Source organism: Paraburkholderia hiiakae (genome assembly GCF_904848665.1).
GTDB lineage: Bacteria > Pseudomonadota > Gammaproteobacteria > Burkholderiales > Burkholderiaceae > Paraburkholderia > Paraburkholderia hiiakae.
Genome location: NZ_CAJHCQ010000001.1, coordinates 259,878 through 280,590, shown reverse-complemented (window position 1 = coordinate 280,590; position 20,713 = coordinate 259,878). Strand labels below are relative to the sequence as shown.

Genomic DNA, 20,713 nt, shown 5'->3' with positions numbered 1-20,713 from the left:
CTTTAGAACAGGAAGTAACGCTGGGCCATCGGCAGCACCGTGGCGGGCTCGCAGGTGAGCAGCTGGCCATCGGCGACGACCTGGTACGTTTCAGGGTCGACGCTGATCGTGGGCTGCCACGCATTGTGAATCATGTCGGCCTTTGTCACGCTGCGGCAGTTGCGTACCGCCACCACGCGCTTTTGCAGACCGTAGCGCTCGGCAATGCGTTTGTCGAGCGAGAGCTGCGAAACGAAGGTGAGCGACGTTTGCGCAAGTGCCCGGCCGCGCGTGGCGAACATCTCGCGGTAATGCACGGGCTGCGGTGTGGGAATCGAGGCGTTCGGGTCGCCCATCTGCGCGAGCGCGATCATGCCGCCCTTGAGGATGAGCGAAGGCTTGATGCCGAAGAACGCCGGCTCCCAGAACACGAGGTCGGCCCATTTGCCCGGTTCGAGCGATCCCACTTCGTGCGCGATGCCATGCGTGAGCGCCGGGTTGATCGTGTACTTCGCCACATAGCGCTTCACGCGGAAGTTGTCGTGGCGCGCGCCGTTTGCACCCCCGTCCTCGGGCAGGGCGCCGCGTTGCACCTTCATCTTGTGCGCGGTCTGCCACGTGCGGATGATGACCTCTCCCACGCGGCCCATTGCCTGGGAATCCGAAGAGAGCATCGACAGCGCGCCGAGATCGTGGAGGATATCCTCGGCGGCGATGGTCTCGCGGCGGATGCGCGACTCGGCAAACGCAATATCTTCTGCAATCGACGGGTCGAGGTGATGGCAGACCATCAGCATGTCGAGATGCTCGTCGAGCGTGTTGATGGTGTATGGGCGCGTGGGGTTGGTCGAGGAGGGCAGGACATTCGCTTCGCCGCATACCTTGATGATGTCGGGTGCGTGGCCGCCGCCCGCGCCTTCGGTGTGATACGTGTGGATCGTGCGGCCCTTGAAGGCGGCCACGGTCGCTTCCACGAAGCCCGACTCGTTGAGCGTGTCGGTGTGGATGGCCACCTGCGTATCCGTTGCGTCCGCAACGGTCAAGCAATTGTCGATGGCGGCGGGCGTCGAGCCCCAGTCCTCGTGCAGTTTCAGGCCAATCGCGCCCGCGGCGATCTGCTCTTCGGCGGGTTTTGGCAAGCTCACGTTGCCCTTGCCGAGAAAGCCCAGGTTGATCGGCCAGCCATCGGCGGCCTGGAGCATGCGCTCCATATGCCACGGGCCCGGCGTGCAGGTGGTGGCGTTGGTGCCGGTGGCGGGGCCGGTGCCGCCGCCCAGCATGGTCGTCACGCCCGAGGCGAGCGCTTCGTCGATCTGCTGCGGGCTGATGAAGTGGATATGCGTGTCGATGCCGCCTGCCGTGACGATCTGGCCTTCACCCGCGATCACTTCGGTCGCAGCGCCAATCGGAATTGTCACGCCCGGCTGCACGTCGGGGTTGCCCGCCTTGCCGATCTTCCAGACGCGCCCGTCCTTGATGCCGATGTCGGCCTTCACGATGCCCCAGTGATCGATGATCACGGCGTTCGTCACGACGGTGTCCGCGACTTCCGCGTGCGGGCGCTGCGACTGCCCCATGCCGTCGCGGATCACCTTGCCGCCGCCGAACTTCACTTCGTCGCCGTAGACGGTGTAGTCGCGCTCGATCTCGATGATGAGTTCCGTATCGGCGAGGCGCACGCGGTCGCCAGTGGTGGGGCCGAACATCTCCGCGTAGGCGCGGCGGCCGATCTTCAATGTCATGTCGGATTCCTGATGAATTCGCTTGAATTCGCTGGCCGCGCTCAGAGCGGGCCCATCACGCGGCCGTTGAAGCCGTACACGGCGCGCTCTCCCGCGAGCGCCACGAGTTCCACGGTGCGCTCTTGTCCTGGCTCGAAGCGCACGGCGGTGCCTGCTGCAATGTTCAGGCGAAAGCCGCGAGCGGCTTCACGGTCGAACGAGAGTGCGGCGTTGACTTCGTAGAAGTGGAAGTGCGAGCCGATCTGCACGGGGCGATCGCCCGTGTTCGCCACCTTCACGGTGACGGTCTCGCGGCCCGCGTTGAGTTCGATTTCGCCGTCGTCGATCAGCATTTCGCCGGGGATCATGGCTGGTTCCTCACGACTCAGGGGATCGGATGGTGAACGGTGACGAGCTTGGTGCCGTCGGGGAAGGTCGCTTCGACCTGGATGTCGGGGATCATCTCGGGCACGCCTTCCATCACGTCGTCGCGCGTGAGCAGCGTGGTGCCGTAATGCATGACCTCGGCAACGGTCTTGCCGTCGCGGGCCGCTTCCATCAGCGCCGCGCTGATGAACGCGACTGCCTCCGGGTAGTTGAGCTTGAGGCCGCGGGCGCGGCGCCTTTCGGCGAGCAGCGCGGCGGTGAAGATCAGGAGCTTGTCTTTCTCGCGTGGCGTGAGCTTCATTGTTCTGGGTCGGTTGGGGCAAGTCTGTCGATCCAGCTTACGGGAGCCAGGTTACGGGCAGCTTGCGGCCTCGTGCGCGGCGCGCACGAATCGATGCAAGCTCACAGCAAGGTGTGTGCCAATGAAGGGGACAGCGTCAATGCACCATTTGCGCGGTATTTTTGCACTGCGTTGGCGTTGCTGCGCTGCGTTACTGTGCGTGAAGGTGCCCACACGCACCGCTGCGGTGCGTGTGAGGCGCGTTCAGGTCGTCCACAAGCGCAGCGGCGCGGCCTTCACGCCATGTACGAACGGACGCAGTGCCGTCCAGCACTGCGTGAGCGTGTTCTGCAGCGGCTCCATCGAACGCCCGACCACGCGCACGAGCAGGACGCCCGGCGCGATGCAGGTCGCGCCCGAGCGCAGCGCGTCGTCGAAGGGCAGGATAGCGGCGAGGTCTTGTGCGAGCGCCTCGTTGCACGCAGGGCCGATCGCCCATAACACGCCGAACGCGGGGTAGCCCGCGAGGCCTTGCGGTGCGTCGCGCAGCGGGTCGTCGGCGTCGATGAGTGCGCGTTCGAGCCAGAGCAGTTGATCGTCGCCGTCGCTTTCCGATGCTGCGCGCGTCACGCGCGTGAGCGCTCGCATCATGCCCGCCGACCAGCGCTCGCCCGCGGCCTGTCGGCCTAGTTGCGTCGCGTCCCAGCCAATGGCCGTGGCGCCCGCGCCGAGCGTGAGGGCGAATTCGAGTTCAGCGTGGGCGTGATCGAACACGAGGTTGTTCTGCGGCAGCCAGTCGAGCTTCGCGCGTGGGCCCACGCGTACGTTGATGCGCTGGCGCGCCACGCGGCCGTTGGATTTGTACCACTTGGTCGCGCCCGGCGTGGTGAGCACGGCGTGAGCGCCGTCGCCCACGTTCACGTCGATGTCGAGCCGGTCCCCGCCCGCGATACCCGCGGGCGGATGCACGATTACTGCGTGACAGATCGCGCCGCCTTCGGGGTAGAGCGGCCGTTGCACGCGCAACGGCCCCGCGTGCAGACGATGGGTGAGCGCAGTGCGCGCGCCCTGACGCTCGAAGCCGAGTTCGAGTTTCGCGGCCCATTCCTGATGCGCGGTGCTGCGAAACGTGATGTTGGCGAGGGCGGCGTGATCGTCGTGGAGCGACATGCGTGGCGAGGGGAGAAAGCGGGGAATGGCGTGGAGGATAGCATGCCCAAATCGGGATCAAGCCACGCTCAAACCGCGATCAACTCCCGCACGCCATCCGCATCCATGCTCGCGCCCGCGCCGCCCGCCACGATCTCGCCGCGGCTCATCACCCAGTAGCGGTCCGCAATGGCCTTGGCGAAGTCGTAGTACTGTTCGACCAGCAGCACCGTCATGTGCATCTCTTCCACGAGCCGACGCAGCGTGCGGCCGATGTCCTGGATGATCGAAGGCTGAATGCCCTCGGTCGGCTCATCGAGAATGAGCAACTGCGGATCGCTCATCAGCGCGCGGCCGATCGCGAGCTGCTGCTGCTGGCCGCCCGAGAGGTCGCCGCCACGCCGCGCCTTCATATCCTTGAGCACGGGAAAGAGTTCGTAGATATGCGCGGGTACGCTAGACGGCATGCGCTTCTTGCTTGCCGCGCCCACCAGCAGATTCTCTTCGACGCTCAAGCGCGGAAAGATATCGCGCCCTTGGGGCACGTAAGCCAGGCCTTGCGCCACGCGCGCATGCGTGGGCAGCTTCGTGAGCGCCTCGCCGCGCCAGGCGATTGCGCCGTTTTTCGTGGGCACGACGCCCATGAGGCAGCGCAGCAGCGTGGTTTTGCCCACGCCGTTGCGCCCGAGCAGCACGGTGAGTTCGCCCTCGGGCACGGTCATCGAGACGTTGCGCAGGATGTGGCTGCCGCCGTAGTACTGATTCAGCGATTCGATAGTTAGCATGGCTGATAATGTCGATGCGGCCCTAGCGGCCCAGATAGGATTCGATCACCGCTTCCTCGCGCTTCACGTCCTCTAGCGTGCCGTGAGCGAGCACACTGCCTTCGGCCATCACTGTTACACGGCCCGTTTCGCCCGCGAGCGCGGCGACGAACTCCATGTCGTGCTCGACCACCATCATCGAGCACGTGCCGCGCAGGCGGTTGAGCAGCGTGGCGAGTTCCATGGTTTCGTCGTCGGTCATGCCGGCGGCGGGCTCGTCGAGCAGCAGCAGTTGCGGCTTTTGCATGAGGAGCATGCCGATTTCGAGCCGCTGCTTCTGGCCGTGCGAAAGCTCGCCCGCCAGGCGCCGCGCGTCGCTCTCCAGCCGGATCACTTCGAGCGTTTCCTCGATCTTCGCCTGCGCCTCGCGCCCCAGGCGCGCGCGCAGCGTAGCGAACCAGCCCTTGTCGGCTTTCATCGCGAGTTCGAGGTTCTCCCATACGGGATGCTGCTCGAACACCGTGGGCTTCTGGAACTTGCGCCCAATGCCCGCGCGCGCGATGGCAGGCTCGTTCATGCGCGTGAGGTCGAGCGTCTGGCCGAGGAACACCTTGCCCGAATCGGGCGCGGTTTTGCCGGTGATGACATCCATCATCGTGGTCTTGCCCGCGCCGTTCGGGCCGATCACGCAGCGCAGCTCGCCCGCGTCGATCACGAGTGACAGCTTGTTGAGCGCGCGAAAGCCGTCGAAGCTCACGGTCACGTCTTCCAGATAGAGGATCGTGCCGTGCGAGATATCGATGGCGCCGGGCTCGACCACGTGCCCGAGATCCGCTACGCCCGAGAGGGCGAGTTCGTCGTCCTTGAGGGCGTCGTCGAAGGGGTTGTGGTTGAGCGGGTCGTTCAGCAGGATATGTCCGTTCATGGGCGTTCGCTCCGCGCAGTTGTCCGGTCATGGATCCGCGCAGTGATCCGCGCAGTGATCCGATTACGGATGAGTTCGATGAGTCCCATGATGCCGTTGGGCAGAAGGAGCGGCACGAGCACGAACATGAGGCCGAGGAAGAACAGCCAATACTCGGCGAAATGCGCGGTGAAGAAGCTCTTCGCGCCGTTCACGGCAAACGCGCCGATGATCGGCCCGATGAGCGTGCCGCGTCCGCCCACGGCCACCCAGATCGCCATTTCGATCGAGTTGCGGGGCGACATCTCGCTCGGGTTGATGATGCCGACCTGTGGCACGTAAAGCGCGCCCGCGATGCCGCACAGGACGGCCGAGACCGTCCACACGAACAGCTTGTAGCCGAGCGGGCTGTAGCCGAGAAACATGAGGCGCGTTTCGCCGTCGCGCACGGCGGTCACGACGCGGCCGAGCTTCGAGGTGACGATGGCCCGCGCGCCGAGAAACGCGAGCACGAGCACGGCGAACGTCAGCAGGAACAGCACGGTGCGTGTGCCGGGATGCGTGATCGGCATGCCCGCAATGCGCTTGAAGTCGGTGAAGCCGTTGTTGCCGCCGAAGCCCGTTTCGTTGCGATAGAAGAGCAGCATCGCGGCGAACGTCATGGCCTGCGTGATGATCGAAAGGTAGACGCCTTTCACGCGCGAGCGAAACGTGAAGAAGCCGAACACCCAGGCGACCATGGCAGGCACGAGCACGACGAGCAGGAGTGCATACCAAAGGTGCTCCGTGCCTTGCCAGTACCACGGCAGCGCGTGCCAGTCGAGAAACACCATGAAGTCGGGCAGGTCGCTGCCATACTTGCCGTCGTGACCGATCTCTCGCATGAGGTACATGCCGATGGCGTAGCCGCCCAGCGCGAAGAAGAGACCGTGACCGAGGCTCAGAATGCCGCAATAGCCCCATACGAGATCGAGCGCGAGTGCCGCAATCGCGTAGCACATGAGCTTGCCGCCTAACGTCATCGCATAGGCGGAAAGATGCAGCGCGCTCGATTGCGGCATCACCAGCGCGCAAAGCGGCACGCCCACGCCGATCGCGAGGATCAGCACGATGAGCGCGAGCCATGCGCGCGGCGAGAGGAGGGCCGGACGCGCGGGCAAGCCGAGGGCGAACGTCTCGGCGCGCTCGCCGGGCGTTGGTGGCGCGCCCAGCGTGTGGCGCGGCGAAGTGGAAGTGACGCTCGTCATCTCATGCCTCCGCGCTACGGCCCTTGAGGGCGAACAGCCCCTGCGGACGTTTCTGGATGAAGAGCACGATCAGCACCAGCACGGCGATCTTCGCGAGCACGGCGCCCCAGAACGGCTCGATGGCCTTGGAGACGAGCCCCAGACCGAAGCCGCCGATCACGGTGCCCGCGATCTGCCCGACGCCACCGAGCACCACGGCCATGAACGAATCGATGATGTAGCTCTGGCCGAGATCGGGACCGACGTTGCCGATCTGCGAGAGCGCACAGCCGCCGAGGCCCGCCACGCCCGCGCCGAACGCGAAGGCCCACGCATCCACGCGCGCGGTGCGCACGCCCACGCATGCGGCCATGCGGCGGTTTTGCGTGACGGCGCGCACGAACAGGCCAAGACGCGTCTTCGTGAGGACGGTCCACGCAATGCCCACCACGATGAGCGCGAACGCGAGGATCGCCAGGCGGTTGTACGGCAGGATGAGGCTGGGCATGACGGTCACGCCGCCACTCATCCACGAGGGGTTTTCGACCTGCACGTTCTGCGCGCCGAAGATCATGCGCGTGGCCTGAATGAGAATGAGGCTGATGCCGAACGTGGTGAGCAGCGTTTCGAGCGGGCGACCGTAGAGATGGCGGATCACGAGCCGCTCGATCACGGCGCCCACGAGCGCCGCGGCGACGAAGGAAGCGGGAATCGCGAAGAGCGGATACCAGTCGAACGCGCCGGGCGCATAGCGCTGCACGAGCGTTTGCACGACATAGGTTGCGTACGCACCGATCATGAGGAACTCGCCGTGCGCCATGTTGATGACGCCGATGAGCCCATAGGTGATGGCAAGACCCAGTGCCGCGAGCAATAGCACGCTGCCAAGCGAGAGGCCCGCGAACAGCGTGCCGGCGATCTCGCTGCGGCGCTGAATTGAATCGAGCGCGTCGATGCCCTGAAGCGCTGCAGCGCGCACGTCGGCGTCGGGCTCGTTGTACGCGCCGCTCGCGTTCTTCGCGACGAGCGGGCGCAGCAGTTCGTACATGTCGAGATCGTGGCGCGCCGCGACGAGCTTCGCCGCTTCGAGACGCGTTGCCGCGTTCGGATCGTGCAGCGCCGTCATGGCCCAGAGTGTGTCCAGGCGCCGCTTGAGCGCGGGGTCGGTTTCCGTCGCGCGCGCGGCGTCGATCATCGGCTTCATGGCCGGGTCGGGGTTCTTCAACAGCTCCGCGACGGCGGCGCGGCGCGTTTCCAGGTCGGGCGAGGCGAGTTGCAGGCCCGAGACCGCGCCCGCGACCTTCGAGCGCAAGAGGTTGTTCAGCGTGATGGGCTGCGCGCTCGATGCGACGTTTGTGGCGACAGGCTTGCCCGTTGCGGCGTCGCGCGCATTGTCGCCATCCTGCACGAGCACTTCGCCGGAATCGGTCGCCGTGACGTTGTCGTCTGCGAGCGCCTTCAGGAGCGCGAGCGAGGCGGCGTCGTGCGTGGCGATGAGCTTGTCGATGGCCGCGGATTTCGCGTCGAAGTCGTCGCCGGCGAGCGGTGCGACGTCGGCCACATCGAGTGCGTGCGCGCAAGTGCATAGCGCCGTGAAAAGCGCAGCCGCGGCGAGCGCGTGGCGCAAGCCCGCGCGCGCGTACCTCGTGAGTGAGAGAGCCATGATGTTTTCGTTTTGGTGCGGATCGCAGCGACGGCCAGGCCGTTACGCCGCGGCCCGTAGACAGGGCACGCAAGCCCGCGCCGCGGTGCGGCGCGGGCGAAGGACAACGTCAGGCCACGCGCGAGCGGCGCAGGAAGGCGGGCAGCGTGTTCGAGGTGACCACGTCAGGCTTGCCTTCGTTGCCCGCGATGAACGGGCTCCACGGTTGCGCGCGCACGGCGGTCTTCGTTTTCCACACCACGTTGAACTGGCCGTCGCCGCGGATCTCGCCGATCATCACCGGTTTGTGCAGGTGATGATTGCCGTCCATCGTGAGCGTGAAGCCCGAAGGCGCCGCCACGGTCTGGCCGATCATGGCCACGCGCACCTTGTCGACGTCCGTGCTCTTGGCCTTCTCCACGGCCTGCTTCCACATATGGATGCCGACGAACGTCGCTTCCATCGGGTCGTTGGTCACGCGCTTGGTTCCGCCGGGCAGGTTGTTCGTCTGCACCCACGCCTCGAACTGCTCCTTGAACTTGGTGTTGTTCGGGCCTTTCACCGACATGAAGTAATTCCACGCCGCGAGGTGTCCCACGAGCGGCTTCGTGTCGATGCCGCGCAGCTCCTCTTCGCCCACGGAGAACGCGACCACGGGCACATCGGTGGCCTTGATGCCTTGATTGCCGAGCTCCTTGTAGAACGGCACGTTCGAGTCGCCGTTGATGGTCGAGACCACCGTGGTCTTGCCGCCTTGCGAGAACGTCTTGATGTTCGCGACGATGGTCTGATAGTCGCTGTGGCCGAACGGCGTGTAGACCTCCTCAATATCGGTGTCGCTCACGCCCTTCGAGTGCAGGAAGGCGCGCAGGATCTTGTTGGTCGTGCGCGGATACACATAGTCGGTGCCGAGCAGGAAGAAGCGCTTCGCACCGCCGCCTTGCGCGCTCATCAGGTATTCCACCGCAGGAATGGCCTGCTGGTTGGGCGCCGCGCCCGTGTAGAACACGTTGCGCGACATCTCTTCCCCTTCGTATTGCACGGGGTAGTAGAGCAGGCCGTTGAGTTCCTCGAACACCGGCAGCACCGACTTGCGCGACACCGAGGTCCAGCAGCCGAACACGCAGGCCACCTTGTCCTGCGTGAGGAGCTGGCGCGCCTTTTCGGCGAAGAGCGGCCAGTTGGAGGCCGGGTCGACCACCACGGGCTGGATCTGTCGCCCCATCACACCGCCGTTCTTGTTGATGTCGGCAATCGTCATCAACGCGGTGTCTTTCAGTGAGGTCTCCGAAATGGCCATCGTGCCCGAGAGCGAATGCAGGATACCGACCTTGATCGGCCCGCTGCCGGTGTCCGCGTGCGCGAACGGCATGCGCCCCGCTGCCGCGAGTGCGCCCGACATCGTCCCGAGTTTCAACAGACTGCGACGTTTCATTTTTGTGCCTCTTGTCCGTGAGTGAGTCGTGGGCCGTGGCGCGTGGTCGTTTGTGCGCGCCGCCCGGTGTGTGTGGCCTGTCTTGCGCACACCCTTCTGCAAACGTTGTGCCAGCGCGAAGGTAAACCCCGAGGCTTGCCCCATAAGGCGTGCGCCGATGCGGGGCGCATCGGCGCGCGCGCGGCGAGCGGGCGATTGTGGTGCAGTGAGATGCATGTTCGGGCGCGCTGCATCGTCTCAGTGCGTGCATGCATGGGCCGCCGCGATCGGTGCGGCAGGGCGCGCTGCATCGTTGTGCATGAGCGCAGCGCTTGTGTGAACTGGACCGAAGTGAACCTGCGCGAGCGGTCCAGAAATGACAAAGGGCGCGGCCTTGAGCCGCGCCCTTTCGCTAAGCTGGCGTGCGCCTGCTTAGTACGTCGGCACCTTGGGGTCGACCTGACGCGACCAGGCGTCGATGCCGCCTTGCAGGTTGAACACCTTCGTATGGCCGCGCGATTCGAGGAACATCGCGACCTGGGCGCTGCGCGCGCCGTGGTGACAAATGCAGACGATCTGCGCCTCGTCGTCCAGTTCCTCGCTGCGCGCGGGGATCTCGCGCATGGGGATCGACGTGCTGCCGGCGATCTTTGCCGTTTCGATTTCCCACGGCTCGCGCACGTCGAGCAGCACGGGGGCCTCGCGTGTGGTGTCGGCAAGCCATTCGGCGAGGGCGGGGGCGGTCAGATTCTGCATGGAATACTCGATCGGGTAAAAGGCCGGGCCACCGTGATGGGCACCCGGCGATGCGACAGGTTGGCCGTGCTTAGAACTTGAAGCGCGGCGGATGCACGGCGTTCTGCAGCGGTTCGACATACGTCTCGAACACGCCCGCAATGCGGAACTGCTTCTCGTCGATGCGCGTGATGATCTGCGCTTCCATGACCGGCGCGCCGCCCACGAAAGCGGCGAGACGCCCGCCCACCTTGAGTTGCTCGAGCAGTTCCTGCGGCACGACCGGCAGGCCGCCCGAGACGCAGATCACGTCGTACGGCGCATTCGCGGCCCAGCCGCGCGCGCCGTCGCCGAGCACGACCTCGGCGTTCAGCACGCCGTTCTTGACGAAGTTCGCGCGCGCGAATTCGGCGAGTTCCGTGTCGATCTCCACCGTCAGCACCTTCTGCGCCCGGTGCGCGAGCAGCGCCGCCATGTAGCCGGAGCCCGCGCCGATTTCCAGCACGCTCTCATGCTTTTTCACCGCGAGTTCCTGCAGCACGCGCGCTTCGACGCGCGGCGCCAGCATGTGCTGGCCGTTCGGCAGCGGCAGTTCGAGGTCGGCGAACGCGAGGGCGGTATAGACCTCGGGGACGAAATGCTCACGCTTGACGATCGAGAGCAGGTTCAGCACGTCCTGGTCGAGCACTTCCCAGGGGCGAATCTGCTGTTCGATCATGTTGAAACGCGCTTGTTCGATGTTCATGGTGACTCGGCGTTGTGGTCGGGATCGGTTCGTGTCGAAGCCCGGCAAAAAGGGCGTCGGGCAATCTGAGAATTGTAGCAAACCGGCTTCCGGCCTGGCCGCGCCGCCGGCAGCGGGAGGGGGTTCCGGGGGCATTAACGGATCGGTGTTTGTCCTGGCTTCATGAGCCTTGCGATTTTGCGGTTCTCGTACCAAAAATGTAATCGATTACATTTCGCGGTGCCTAAAGGGGGTCGCGCGGTCTCGCGGTCTCGCGCCTGAGCCGCCGCACCTTTCCTAACCGGTCACGATCGCCTTCGCCCATGTCCGCTCGCTCGTCCCGATCAACGCAACCGCAACACGAAGACGCCGGCGCCAGCGCCGCCGCCGTGCGCGGCGGCTCGATCGCGGCGGTCGCGCAGCGCGCGGGCGTCTCGGTCGCGACGGTCTCGCGCGTGCTCAACGGCCATGCGAACGTGCGCGCCGCGACGCGAGAGCGCGTGCTCGCCGAAATCGAGACGAGCGGCTATCGCGTCAACGAACTGGCCCGAAACCTGCGCACGGCCGAAAGCCGCCTGCTCCTGACGATGGTGCCCGACTTCGGCAACCCGTTTTACGCGGAGATCGTGCGCGGCATCGACAGCGTTGCGCGAGCGCACGGCTTTTTCCTGCTCCTGTGCGACACGGGCGCCGACGCCGGCCGCGAGCGCAGCTACTTCGACCTGCTGCGCCGCCATCGCGCGGACGGGGCGATCTGCCTTGACCCGGCAACCGTGCAACACGCCAACCAGGTGATGGCCGCCGAATCGACGGCGCTGCCGTGGGTGGCCTGCTGCGAGTTCGATCCGGACGTGGGCGTGCCGTATGTGGGGATCGACAACTACCGGGCCGCGCACGACGCCGTGCGGCATCTGCTCGCGCGGGGGCGGCGACGTGTCGCGCTCATCAACTCCGATGAGCACTACCTCTACGCCCAGCAGCGGCGCGACGGCTGGCGCGATGCGCTCGGCGAAGCGGGCATCGCGATGCGCGACGTCTGGCGCGTGAACGTGAACTGCCTCGACTACGACGCGGGCGCGCAGGCCGCCGCCGCGCTCATGCAGTTGCCGGCGGGCGAGGCGCCCGACGCGATCTTCGCGGTGTCGGATACGCTCGCGGTGGGCGTGCTCAACGGCCTGCGCGGCGCGGGGCGGCGCGTGCCGCAAGACGTCGCCGTGGTCGGCTTCGACGATATCGCGCTCGCCGCACAGATCGACCCGCCGCTTACGACGATCGCGCAGCCCATGCGGGAGCTTGGCGAGACGGCTGCGCGGCTGTTGCTGCGGCGTTTCGCGGACCCGCGTGCGAGCGTGCCGGGCGTGCTGCTGCCGCACAGGCTGGTGGTGCGCGAGAGCGGGTGAAGTCAGCAAACGTCAGCGAACACATAGCAGGGGAGACCAGCGGTGTCGACAGGCGGGCGGCGCAAGCCGCCTGCCGGGACCCGCAGACAAGGCCACTGGAGGAGCGCACGCGCATGAGCGTCGCCGTGAAGTTCAACGACATCCGCAAGGACTTCGGTCCCGTGCGCGTGCTGCACGGCGTGAGCTTCGAGCTTGCACCGGGGCGCATTCACGGACTGCTGGGCGAGAACGGCGCGGGCAAGTCCACGCTCATGAAGATCCTCGCGGGCTACGAAGAAGCGAGCGCGGGCCAGATGCTGGTGGACGGCGTGGCGCGCCGCTTCGAAGGCTCGCGCGAAGCCGAGGCCGCCGGCATCGTGCTGATCCATCAGGAGTTCAACCTCGCCGAGCACCTGACGATCGCGCAGAACATCTTCCTCGGCCACGAGAAGCGCAAAGGCTGGCTGGTGGACGACTCGGCCATGCGCCGCGAAGCGCGCGAACTGCTCGCGCAGGTGGGACTCGCGCGCGACCCGGACGTGAAGGTGCGCGAGCTGATCGTCGCTGAAAAGCAGCTCGTGGAGATCGCCAAGGCACTCTCGCGGCATGCGCGCCTGCTCATCATGGACGAGCCCACGGCCACGCTCACGCCCGCCGAAACCGCGCGCCTTTTCGCGCTCATGACGAAGCTGCGCGCCGCCGGCACGACGCTCGTCTACATCTCGCACAAGCTCGACGAGGTGGAAAGAATCACCGACGACGTGGTCGTGATGCGCGACGGCCGCTTCGTGGCCGCGAGCGCGACGGCCAGGCTCGCGCGCCAGCAGATGGCGAACCTCATGGTGGGCCGCGACGTCTCCGACATGTTTCCGGAGAAAGGCGCAGCGAGCGCGGATGCGCGCGTCGCGCTGCGCGTGACGAATCTCGCCGTGCCGGGCTGGGTCGAGGATCTCTCCTTCGAGGTACGCGCGGGCGAAATTCTCGGCTTCGCGGGGCTCGTGGGCGCGGGGCGCAGCGAGGCGTTCGAGGCGATCGTGGGCTTGCGCCACAGGCACGCGGGCGAGATCGAGATCGACGGCCGCGCCGTGACGCTGCGCCACCCGCGCGACGCGATGCGCCACGGCCTCACGTACCTGAGCGAAGACAGAAAAGGACGCGGCCTGCACATGAATCTCACACTGCAGGACAACCTCACGCTCATGACGCTCGAGCGCTACGGCCATCCGCTGCTCGACCTCAAGGCGGCCCGGCGCGCGCTGGAAAAAGCGGTGCGCGAATTCGGCATCCGCACCGGCGACCTCGACAGCCGCGCGCGCATGCTTTCAGGCGGCAATCAGCAGAAACTCGCCCTCGCCAAATTCCTGCAGCCCGACCCGCGCGTGATCGTGCTCGACGAGCCCACGCGCGGCGTGGACGTGGGCGCGAAACGCGACATCTATTTCCTGATCCAGCGGCTCGCGGCCTCGGGGCGCGCGGTCGTCGTGATCTCGTCCGAACTGATCGAGCTGATCGGGCTCGCGCATCGCGTGGCCGTGATGCGCGCGGGCCGCCTCGTCGCCACGCTCGGGCACGAACATCTGAACGAAGAGGAGCTCATTGCTCATGCAACCGGCACCCACTGACGCGCCCACCGAAGGCCGTGGCGCGCGCTCGGCCGCAGCGCGATTCGTGCATCGGCTCGCGGGCGTCGGGCCGCTCATCGGCCTGATCCTGCTGTGCGTGCTCGGCACGCTGCTCAACCGGGATTTCGCCACACCCGGCAACCTGCTCAACGTGCTCACGCGCACCTCGTTCATCGGCATCATTTCCGTGGGCATGACGTTCGTGATCATTTCGGGCGGCATCGATCTTTCGGTCGGGTCGATGGCCGCGCTCATCGCGGGCGTGATGATCTGGGTCATGAATACGCTGGCCGCGAGCGATCATGCATTTGCCCCTTTGGCCATCGTCGCGATCGGCATGGCGATCGCGCTCGTGCTGGGAGCGCTGTTCGGGCTCGCGCATGGGTTGCTGATTACGCGCGGGCGCATCGAGCCTTTCATCGTGACGCTCGGCACACTCGGCATCTTCCGTGCGGTGCTCACCTGGCTGGCCGATGGCGGCGCGCTCACGCTGCAGAACAATCTCGTCGATCTATATGGCCCGGTGTATTACGCGAGCCTCTTCGGCATTCCGGTGCCCGTGTGGGTGTTCGCGCTCACGGCCGCGGGCGGCGCGCTCATTCTCAACCGCACGGCGTTCGGACGGCACGTGCAGGCGATCGGCTCGAACGAGCAGGTCGCGCGCTACGCCGCGATCCGCGTCGATCGCGTGAAGTGCGCGACGTACGTGCTGCTGGGCGTGTGCGTGGGTGTCGCGACCGTGCTCTATGTGCCGCGCCTCGGTTCCGCCACGCCGACGACGGGTTTGCTGTGGGAGCTGGAGGCGATCGCCGCCGTGGTGGTGGGCGGCACGGCGCTCAAGGGCGGAGAGGGGCGCGTGGCGGGCACCGTGGTCGGCGCGGTGCTGCTTTCGGTCATCGCCAATATTCTCAATCTCACGAGCATCATCAGCGTGTATCTGAACGCGGCGGTGCAGGGCGTGGCGATCATCGCGGTCGCCTTCCTGCAGCGCGGCAGACGATAAGGATGTCGAAGCAGATCTGGCAAGGCAGTCGGGAAGTCGAAGGAGGCAGCGAAAACTCAACGCAAGAACGGGCGTGGGCCCGCACGAAAAGGAGACGGCACCATGAAGAAGATGATTCGAACGATGTGTGCGGGCGCGCTGGCGCTTGGCGTAGCGGCGACCTTCGGCGCGGGCGCGGCGCGTGCCGACGACAAGGTCACGCTGGGCGTGGCCATTCCGACCGCCGACCATGGGTTCACGGGCGGCATCGTCTGGTGGGCGAATCAAGCGAAGAAGGATCTGGAGAAGGCGCACCCGGACCTCAAGGTCATCGTCAAGACGGCGGCGAACGCGCCCGATCAGGCGAACCAGTTGCAGGACCTCGTGACCGTCAACAAGATCAACGCGCTCGTGATCTTCCCGTATGAATCGGCTTCGCTCACGCAGCCGGTCGCGCAGGTGAAGAAGCAGGGCGTGTACGTGACAGTGGTCGATCGCGGCTTGACCGACACGAGCGCGCAGGACGCCTACGTGGCCGGCGACAACACGGCGTTCGGCAAGATCCCCGCCGAATATCTCGCGAAGCAGCTGGGCGGCAAGGGCAATATCGTCGCGCTGCGCGGCATTCCCACCACGCTCGACAACGAGCGCTGGGGCGCGTTCACGTCGGTGCTGAAGAACTATCCGGACATCAAGATCCTCGACGCGAAGTACGCGAACTGGAATCGCGACGACGCGTTCCGCACGATGCAGGACTACCTCACGCGCTTCAATCACATCGACGCCGTGTGGGCGGCCGACGACGACATGGCCGTGGGCGTGCTCAAGGCGATCGACCAGGCCAAGCGCAACGACATCAAGATCGTGTTCGGCGGCGCGGGATCGAAGGAGATGGTCAAGCGCGTGATGGACGGCGATCCGCTCATCAAGGCCGACGTGTCGTATTCGCCGAAGTTCATCTACGACGCGATCAAGCTCACGGCCGAAGCGCGCTTGCAGGGCAAGTCGCTGCCGGCTACCACGATCATCCCTTCGGTGCTGATCACGAAGGAGAACGCGAAGCAGTTCTACTTCCCGGATTCGCCGTTCTAAGGACGGGGCTTGCGATGAAGACGATCAAAGGCCCGGCCATATTCCTCGCGCAGTTTCTCGGCGACGACACACCGTTCGACAGCTTCGGGCACATGGCCGGGTGGGCGGCCCAACTCGGCTACAAGGGCATCCAGGTGCCCACGGATGCGCGTCTCGTCGATCTCGCGCAGGCGGCGTCGAGCACGGCGTACTGCGACGACCTGCGCCAGCAGGCCGACGACGCAGGCGTGACGATCACCGAGCTTTCCACGCATCTGCAAGGACAACTCGTGGCCGTGCATCCCGCCTACGACGCGCTGTTCGACGGCTTCGCGCCGCCGCAGGTACGGGGAAATCGCGAAGCGCGCACGGCGTGGGCCATCGAGCAGCTGATGCTGGCCGCGCGCGCCTCGAAGAATCTGGGGCTCAGCGCGCACGTGACATTTTCGGGCGCGCTGGCGTGGCCGTACTTCTATCCGTGGCCGCAGCGGCCGGCGGGTCTCGTCGAAGCCGCTTTCGATGAACTCGCGCGCCGCTGGCGGCCGATCCTCGATGCGTTCGATGCGGCGGCCGTGGACGTCTGCTACGAATTGCATCCGGGCGAGGACCTGCACGACGGCGTGACGTTCGAGCGCTTTCTTGCGGCCGTAGGCGATCATCCGCGCGCGAATATCCTCTACGACCCGAGCCACTTTGTGCTGCAGCAGCTCGATTACCTCGCGTTCATCGACATCTATCACGCGCGCATCAAGGCCTTTCATGTGAAGGACGCCGAATTCCGCCCCACGGGCAAACAAGGCGTGTATGGCGGCTACAGCGGATGGGTGGAGCGCGCGGGGCGCTTTCGCTCGCTCGGCGACGGGCAGATCGACTTCGGCGCGATCTTCTCGAAGCTCACGCAGTACGACTATCCCGGCTGGGCCGTGCTCGAATGGGAGTGCGCGCTCAAGCATCCGCACGACGGCGCGCGCGAGGGTGCCGATTTCATCAGGCGGCACATCATCCGCGTGGCGGAGCACGCGTTCGACGACTTTGCGGGCAGCGGCGTCGACGCGGCCCAGGTGAAGGGCGTGCTGGGCCTTTGAACGCGTTTCTCGCAGGAGAGAAGGCAATGACACGAAGACTCAGGCTCGGCATGGTCGGCGGCGGCGAGGGCGCATTCATCGGCGCGGTGCATCGCATTGCGGCCCGTCTTGACGATGGTTTCGAACTCGTCGCCGGCGCGTTGTCGTCCGATGCGGCGCGCGCGCAGGCGAGCGCCGAGGCGCTCGGCCTCGCACGCAGCTATGACCACTGGCGCGAGATGGCGAGCGTGGAAGGCGCGCGCGAAGATGGCATCGACGCGGTGGCCATCGTCACGCCGAACCATCTGCACGCGCCGGTTGCGCATGCGTTCATGGATGCGGGCATTCACGTGATCTGCGACAAGCCACTCGCGGTCTCGCTCGCCGAGGGCGAAGCGCTCGCGCAGCACGCGCGCGACGCGAATCTCGTGTTCGCGCTCACCCATACGTATTCGGGCTATCCGCTCGCCCGTCATGCGCGCGAACTGGTCGAGGCGGGCGAGATTGGCGACGTGCGCATCGTGCAGGTCGAGTACGCGCAGGACTGGCTCGCCAATCCTGTCGAGCGCGGCGGCGCAAACCGTCAGGCGACGTGGCGCACCGATCCTGCGCTCGCGGGTCCGGCGGGGTGCCTGGGCGATATCGGCACGCATGCGTATCAGCTGGCGGCGTTCGTGAGCGCGCTCGTGCCGGAATCGCTCGCAGCGGAGGTGCATACCTTCGTGCCGGGCCGCCGCGTGGACGATCACGTCCAGGCGATGCTGCGCTACGCGAACGGTGCGCGCGGCATGCTGTGGGCGAGCCAGGTGGCGAGCGGCGCGGAGAACGCGTTGCGGCTGCGCGTCTATGGCACGAAGGCGGGCCTCGCGTTCGATCAGGAGGAGCCCAACCTGCTGTGGCTCACGCCCCAGGGCGGCGAGGCGCAGCGCCTCACGCGTGGCCGTGTGACGGGGGCCGCCGCGCTGCACGCCACGCGTGTGCCGCCGGGGCATCCGGAAGGCTATCTCGAAGCGTTCGCGCAGCTCTATCGCGACGCCGCCGCGCAGATCCACGCGCGCGAGGCGGGCGTTGCGGCGCCGCCCGAGAGCCGGCTCCTGACGACGGTCGACGACGGCGTGGAGGGGTTGCGCTTCATCGAGGCCGTGCTGGCGAGCAGCGCGGCGGGCGGCGCGTGGCGCAGCATCGTGCGGCCGTGACTGGCCATTCGAAGTCGCGCCTGGCAACTTCGCAATGCGGCGAGCGGCGGCAGGCTGCCGCCGCTCGTGAAATTTACTGCCCCAGATACACGAACTTGCCCCCGCGTACCGTGCCCATCACGCTCGCGCGCTGGTCGAGGCCCACGTGGTCCGTCGGGCTCGTGTTCACCATGCCATTGGGCACGACGACTTCGTGCGCGTGCTCCAGTTCGCTGCGCAACGCCACGCGGAAAGCCTCCGTGCCCGGCTGCGCGGTCTTGAGCGCGCGCGCGACCGCGTCCTGCAAGCGCGGATAGACGCCTGCCGCGTCGCCCGCGAATTGCGTGACGGTGCCCGGGCCGTACTTTGCCTCGTAGGCATCGACAAAGGCGAGCGCCGCCTTCTGGGCCGGCTGGTCGGCGGGCAGCGTGCGCGCCACCACCACGGGCTGGGTCGGGAACAGGGTGCCTTCCACGTCCTTGCCGCCCAGCTTGATGAACTCGGGCGTGGCGATGCCGTGCGTCTGGTAAATCGGCCCCTTGTAGCCGCGCTCGATCAGCGTGCGTTGCGGCAGCACGGTCGGCGTGCCTGCGCCGGCAATCAGCATGGCATCGGGTTTGGCCGACATCAGCTTGAGGATCTGGCCCGTCACGCTCGCGTCGGTGCGGTTGTAGCGCTCGGTCGCAACGATCTGGATGTTGCGTTCCTTCGCGTACTTCGTGAATTCGTTGAGCCAGCTGTCGCCGTAGCTGTCGGCAAAGCCGATGAAGCCCACGGTCTTCACGCCGTGCGCCGCCATGTAGCGCGTCATGACGTCGGCCATGGCGGCGTCGGTCTGCGCCATCTTGAACGCCCACACTCGCGCGCCCTGCTGCGGCTCGACCACCGACCCCGAGCCGACCAGCGTGATCATCGGCGTCTTGCTCTCTGCCACCGGGTCGAGCGCCGCGAGCGCCGCCGGCGTGATGTTCGGCCCGACGATCACGTCCACGTGGTCTTCATTGATGAGCTTGTGGATGTTGCGCACGGCGACGCCCGGGTCCGAGCCGTCGTCGAGCACGATGTAGTCGGCCTTCTGGCCCGCGATCGTGTCGGGCCACATCAGCATGGCGTTCTTGCTCGTGATGCCGATGGCGGCTGCCGGACCCGTGCTCGAGAGGTCGATACCGACCTTGATGTCGGCATGCGCGATAGAAGCGCAGGTGGCGGCGGCAAGGGCGGCGGCCACGACGAGCGGGCGCAGGAAGGAATGCGGCTTCATCCGTTAAGTCTCCAGGCGACAAGTAAAGCGAGAAGTGATGTTGTTGTAATGCGGATTTTGTCTGATTTTTCTTCCGGCGCGGCCGAGGTCGCGGCCGCGCGACGCTACAGCTCGTAACTCTCGTGCTCGCCCTTGAGCGCCTGCTCGATCAGCTTGCGGTTCAGGCTCGGCGAAAGCAGTTCGACGAGCGTATACACATAGCTGCGCAGGTAGGCCCCCTGCTTGAGCGCCACGCGCGTGACATTGCTGCCGAACAGATGCCCCACGGGCAGCGCGCGCAGGTGCCGGTCGCGCTCGGCGTTGAAGGCGATGTCGGCCATGATCCCAACGCCCAGGCCCAGCTCGACATACGTCTTGATCACGTCGGCGTCGATGGCTTCCAGCACGATGTCGGGCGAGAGGGCGCGCAGGCGGAACGCGTCGTTGATCTTCGTGCGGCCAGCGAAGGCATTGTCGTAGGTGATCAGCGGATATTGGGCCAGATCGTCGAGCGAAAGCGGCTTGCGCTCGAGGAGCGGGTGGTCGGGCAGCATCACCGCCACGTGATGCCACGTGAAGCAGGGCAGCGACACCAGTTCCTTGTAACCGGAGATGGCCTCGGTCGCGATGCAGAGATCGGCCTGGTCATGGAGCACCATTTCCGCGACCTGCGTGGGGCTGCCTTGCAGGATCGAAAGGTGCACCTTCGGAAAGCGCCGCTTGAACTCGGCGATGGCGGCGGGCAGCGAGTAACGCGCCTGCGTGTGCGTGGCGGCGATGATCAGGTTGCCCTGGTCCTGCGCGGCATAGTCCTTGCCCACGCGCTTGAGGCTCTCCACTTCCTGCAGAATGCGCTCCACCGAGGCGAGGATGATCCGGCCCGGCTCCGTGAGCGAGCGCACGCGCTTGCCATGGCGCGTAAAGATTTCGACCCCAAGCTCGTCCTCCAGCTCGATGATCGCCTTCGAGACGCCCGGCTGGCTTGTATACAGTGCCTTGGCCGCTTCCGTGAGGTTGAAATTCTGGCGGACGGCCTCGCGGACGAAGCGGAACTGGTGGAGGTTCATATATAACCCCTTGGCATATCAACCTAATTTTTGAGTCGTTTGAAATATAAGGCGAGTTTATTACCATTCCTCCAACTTTTCCAATATGGATATCTGTTTTGGTCATTAGCAAATGACCGGCGCGATTGAAGGCGCGGCCGCCTCGCGAAAGGCAAGGCAGAGTGGAAAGCATGAAGTCGAGAAGTCGG

Annotated in this window: 19 protein-coding genes; 6 read left to right on the top strand and 13 right to left on the bottom strand. The window is 66.1% G+C overall.

Annotated features, from left to right (window positions below; translation table 11 throughout):
* Positions 1 to 2: 2 nt before the first annotated feature.
* The 11 genes from ureC to JMY28_RS01210 form a co-directional block, all read right to left on the bottom strand.
* Positions 3 to 1,721, bottom strand: a complete 1,719-nt coding sequence (gene ureC, locus JMY28_RS01260; protein ID WP_201693801.1) for an urease subunit alpha — start codon at positions 1,719 to 1,721, stop codon at positions 3 to 5.
* 41 nt (positions 1,722 to 1,762) lie between these two features.
* The gene (locus JMY28_RS01255) at positions 1,763 to 2,068 is read right to left on the bottom strand and encodes an urease subunit beta (RefSeq protein WP_201693799.1); all 306 of its coding nucleotides are present in this window, start codon (positions 2,066 to 2,068) and stop codon (positions 1,763 to 1,765) included.
* Between the two features lie 17 nt (positions 2,069 to 2,085).
* A complete protein-coding gene (gene ureA / locus JMY28_RS01250; RefSeq protein WP_017773123.1) occupies positions 2,086 to 2,388 on the bottom strand; it encodes an urease subunit gamma in 303 nt (100 codons plus the stop codon).
* A gap of 243 nt (positions 2,389 to 2,631) precedes the next feature.
* Entirely contained in the window at positions 2,632 to 3,537 is a 906-nt protein-coding gene (locus tag JMY28_RS01245) for an urease accessory protein UreD (protein ID WP_201693791.1), read from the bottom strand.
* A 68-nt stretch (positions 3,538 to 3,605) separates the two neighbouring features.
* Positions 3,606 to 4,301 carry an urea ABC transporter ATP-binding subunit UrtE gene (gene urtE / locus JMY28_RS01240; RefSeq protein WP_201693789.1) on the bottom strand — a complete coding sequence of 232 codons (696 nt, stop codon included), beginning with the start codon at positions 4,299 to 4,301 and terminating at the stop codon, positions 3,606 to 3,608.
* 22 nt (positions 4,302 to 4,323) lie between these two features.
* Positions 4,324 to 5,205, bottom strand: coding sequence for an urea ABC transporter ATP-binding protein UrtD (gene urtD / locus JMY28_RS01235; RefSeq protein ID WP_201693787.1), 882 nt, complete (start codon positions 5,203 to 5,205; stop codon positions 4,324 to 4,326).
* Positions 5,202 to 6,431: an urea ABC transporter permease subunit UrtC gene (gene urtC, locus JMY28_RS01230; RefSeq protein WP_201693785.1), complete on the bottom strand. Its 1,230-nt coding sequence runs from the start codon at positions 6,429 to 6,431 to the stop codon at positions 5,202 to 5,204. Before urtC ends, urtD begins: the two co-directional genes overlap by 4 nt.
* A 1-nt stretch (position 6,432) precedes the next feature.
* The gene (gene urtB / locus JMY28_RS01225) at positions 6,433 to 8,073 is read right to left on the bottom strand and encodes an urea ABC transporter permease subunit UrtB (RefSeq protein ID WP_201693783.1); all 1,641 of its coding nucleotides are present in this window, start codon (positions 8,071 to 8,073) and stop codon (positions 6,433 to 6,435) included.
* Between the two features lie 109 nt (positions 8,074 to 8,182).
* On the bottom strand, positions 8,183 to 9,487 hold the full coding sequence (gene urtA, locus JMY28_RS01220; RefSeq protein ID WP_201693781.1) for an urea ABC transporter substrate-binding protein: 1,305 nt from the start codon (positions 9,485 to 9,487) through the stop codon (positions 8,183 to 8,185).
* Between the two features lie 411 nt (positions 9,488 to 9,898).
* The gene (locus JMY28_RS01215; protein ID WP_158757209.1) at positions 9,899 to 10,222 is read right to left on the bottom strand and encodes a rhodanese-like domain-containing protein; all 324 of its coding nucleotides are present in this window, start codon (positions 10,220 to 10,222) and stop codon (positions 9,899 to 9,901) included.
* Between the two features lie 70 nt (positions 10,223 to 10,292).
* Positions 10,293 to 10,946, bottom strand: coding sequence for a protein-L-isoaspartate O-methyltransferase family protein (locus JMY28_RS01210; protein WP_201693779.1), 654 nt, complete (start codon positions 10,944 to 10,946; stop codon positions 10,293 to 10,295).
* Between the two features lie 302 nt (positions 10,947 to 11,248).
* On the opposite strand from JMY28_RS01210, the gene JMY28_RS01205 reads away from it, so the two are divergent.
* From JMY28_RS01205 to JMY28_RS01180, 6 genes are all read left to right on the top strand, one after another.
* Positions 11,249 to 12,325, top strand: a complete 1,077-nt coding sequence (locus JMY28_RS01205; RefSeq protein ID WP_201693777.1) for a LacI family DNA-binding transcriptional regulator — start codon at positions 11,249 to 11,251, stop codon at positions 12,323 to 12,325.
* A 113-nt stretch (positions 12,326 to 12,438) separates the two neighbouring features.
* Positions 12,439 to 13,926 carry a sugar ABC transporter ATP-binding protein gene (locus JMY28_RS01200; protein ID WP_201693776.1) on the top strand — a complete coding sequence of 496 codons (1,488 nt, stop codon included), beginning with the start codon at positions 12,439 to 12,441 and terminating at the stop codon, positions 13,924 to 13,926.
* On the top strand, positions 13,907 to 14,929 hold the full coding sequence (locus tag JMY28_RS01195) for an ABC transporter permease (RefSeq protein WP_201693774.1): 1,023 nt from the start codon (positions 13,907 to 13,909) through the stop codon (positions 14,927 to 14,929). The genes JMY28_RS01200 and JMY28_RS01195 overlap by 20 nt, the downstream gene beginning before the upstream one ends.
* Positions 14,930 to 15,031: 102 nt before the next feature.
* Positions 15,032 to 16,000: a substrate-binding domain-containing protein gene (locus JMY28_RS01190; RefSeq protein ID WP_201693772.1), complete on the top strand. Its 969-nt coding sequence runs from the start codon at positions 15,032 to 15,034 to the stop codon at positions 15,998 to 16,000.
* Positions 16,001 to 16,014: 14 nt separating this feature from the next.
* The gene (locus JMY28_RS01185; protein ID WP_201693770.1) at positions 16,015 to 17,064 is read left to right on the top strand and encodes a sugar phosphate isomerase/epimerase family protein; all 1,050 of its coding nucleotides are present in this window, start codon (positions 16,015 to 16,017) and stop codon (positions 17,062 to 17,064) included.
* Between the two features lie 26 nt (positions 17,065 to 17,090).
* The gene (locus tag JMY28_RS01180) at positions 17,091 to 18,239 is read left to right on the top strand and encodes a Gfo/Idh/MocA family protein (protein ID WP_236596646.1); all 1,149 of its coding nucleotides are present in this window, start codon (positions 17,091 to 17,093) and stop codon (positions 18,237 to 18,239) included.
* A gap of 73 nt (positions 18,240 to 18,312) precedes the next feature.
* On the opposite strand, the gene JMY28_RS01175 is transcribed toward JMY28_RS01180, so the two are convergent.
* A complete protein-coding gene (locus JMY28_RS01175; protein WP_201693768.1) occupies positions 18,313 to 19,479 on the bottom strand; it encodes an ABC transporter substrate-binding protein in 1,167 nt (388 codons plus the stop codon).
* 104 nt (positions 19,480 to 19,583) lie between these two features.
* Complete coding sequence (locus JMY28_RS01170; RefSeq protein WP_201693766.1) at positions 19,584 to 20,525, bottom strand: CysB family HTH-type transcriptional regulator; 942 nt, start codon at positions 20,523 to 20,525, stop codon at positions 19,584 to 19,586.
* Positions 20,526 to 20,713: the final 188 nt, after the last annotated feature.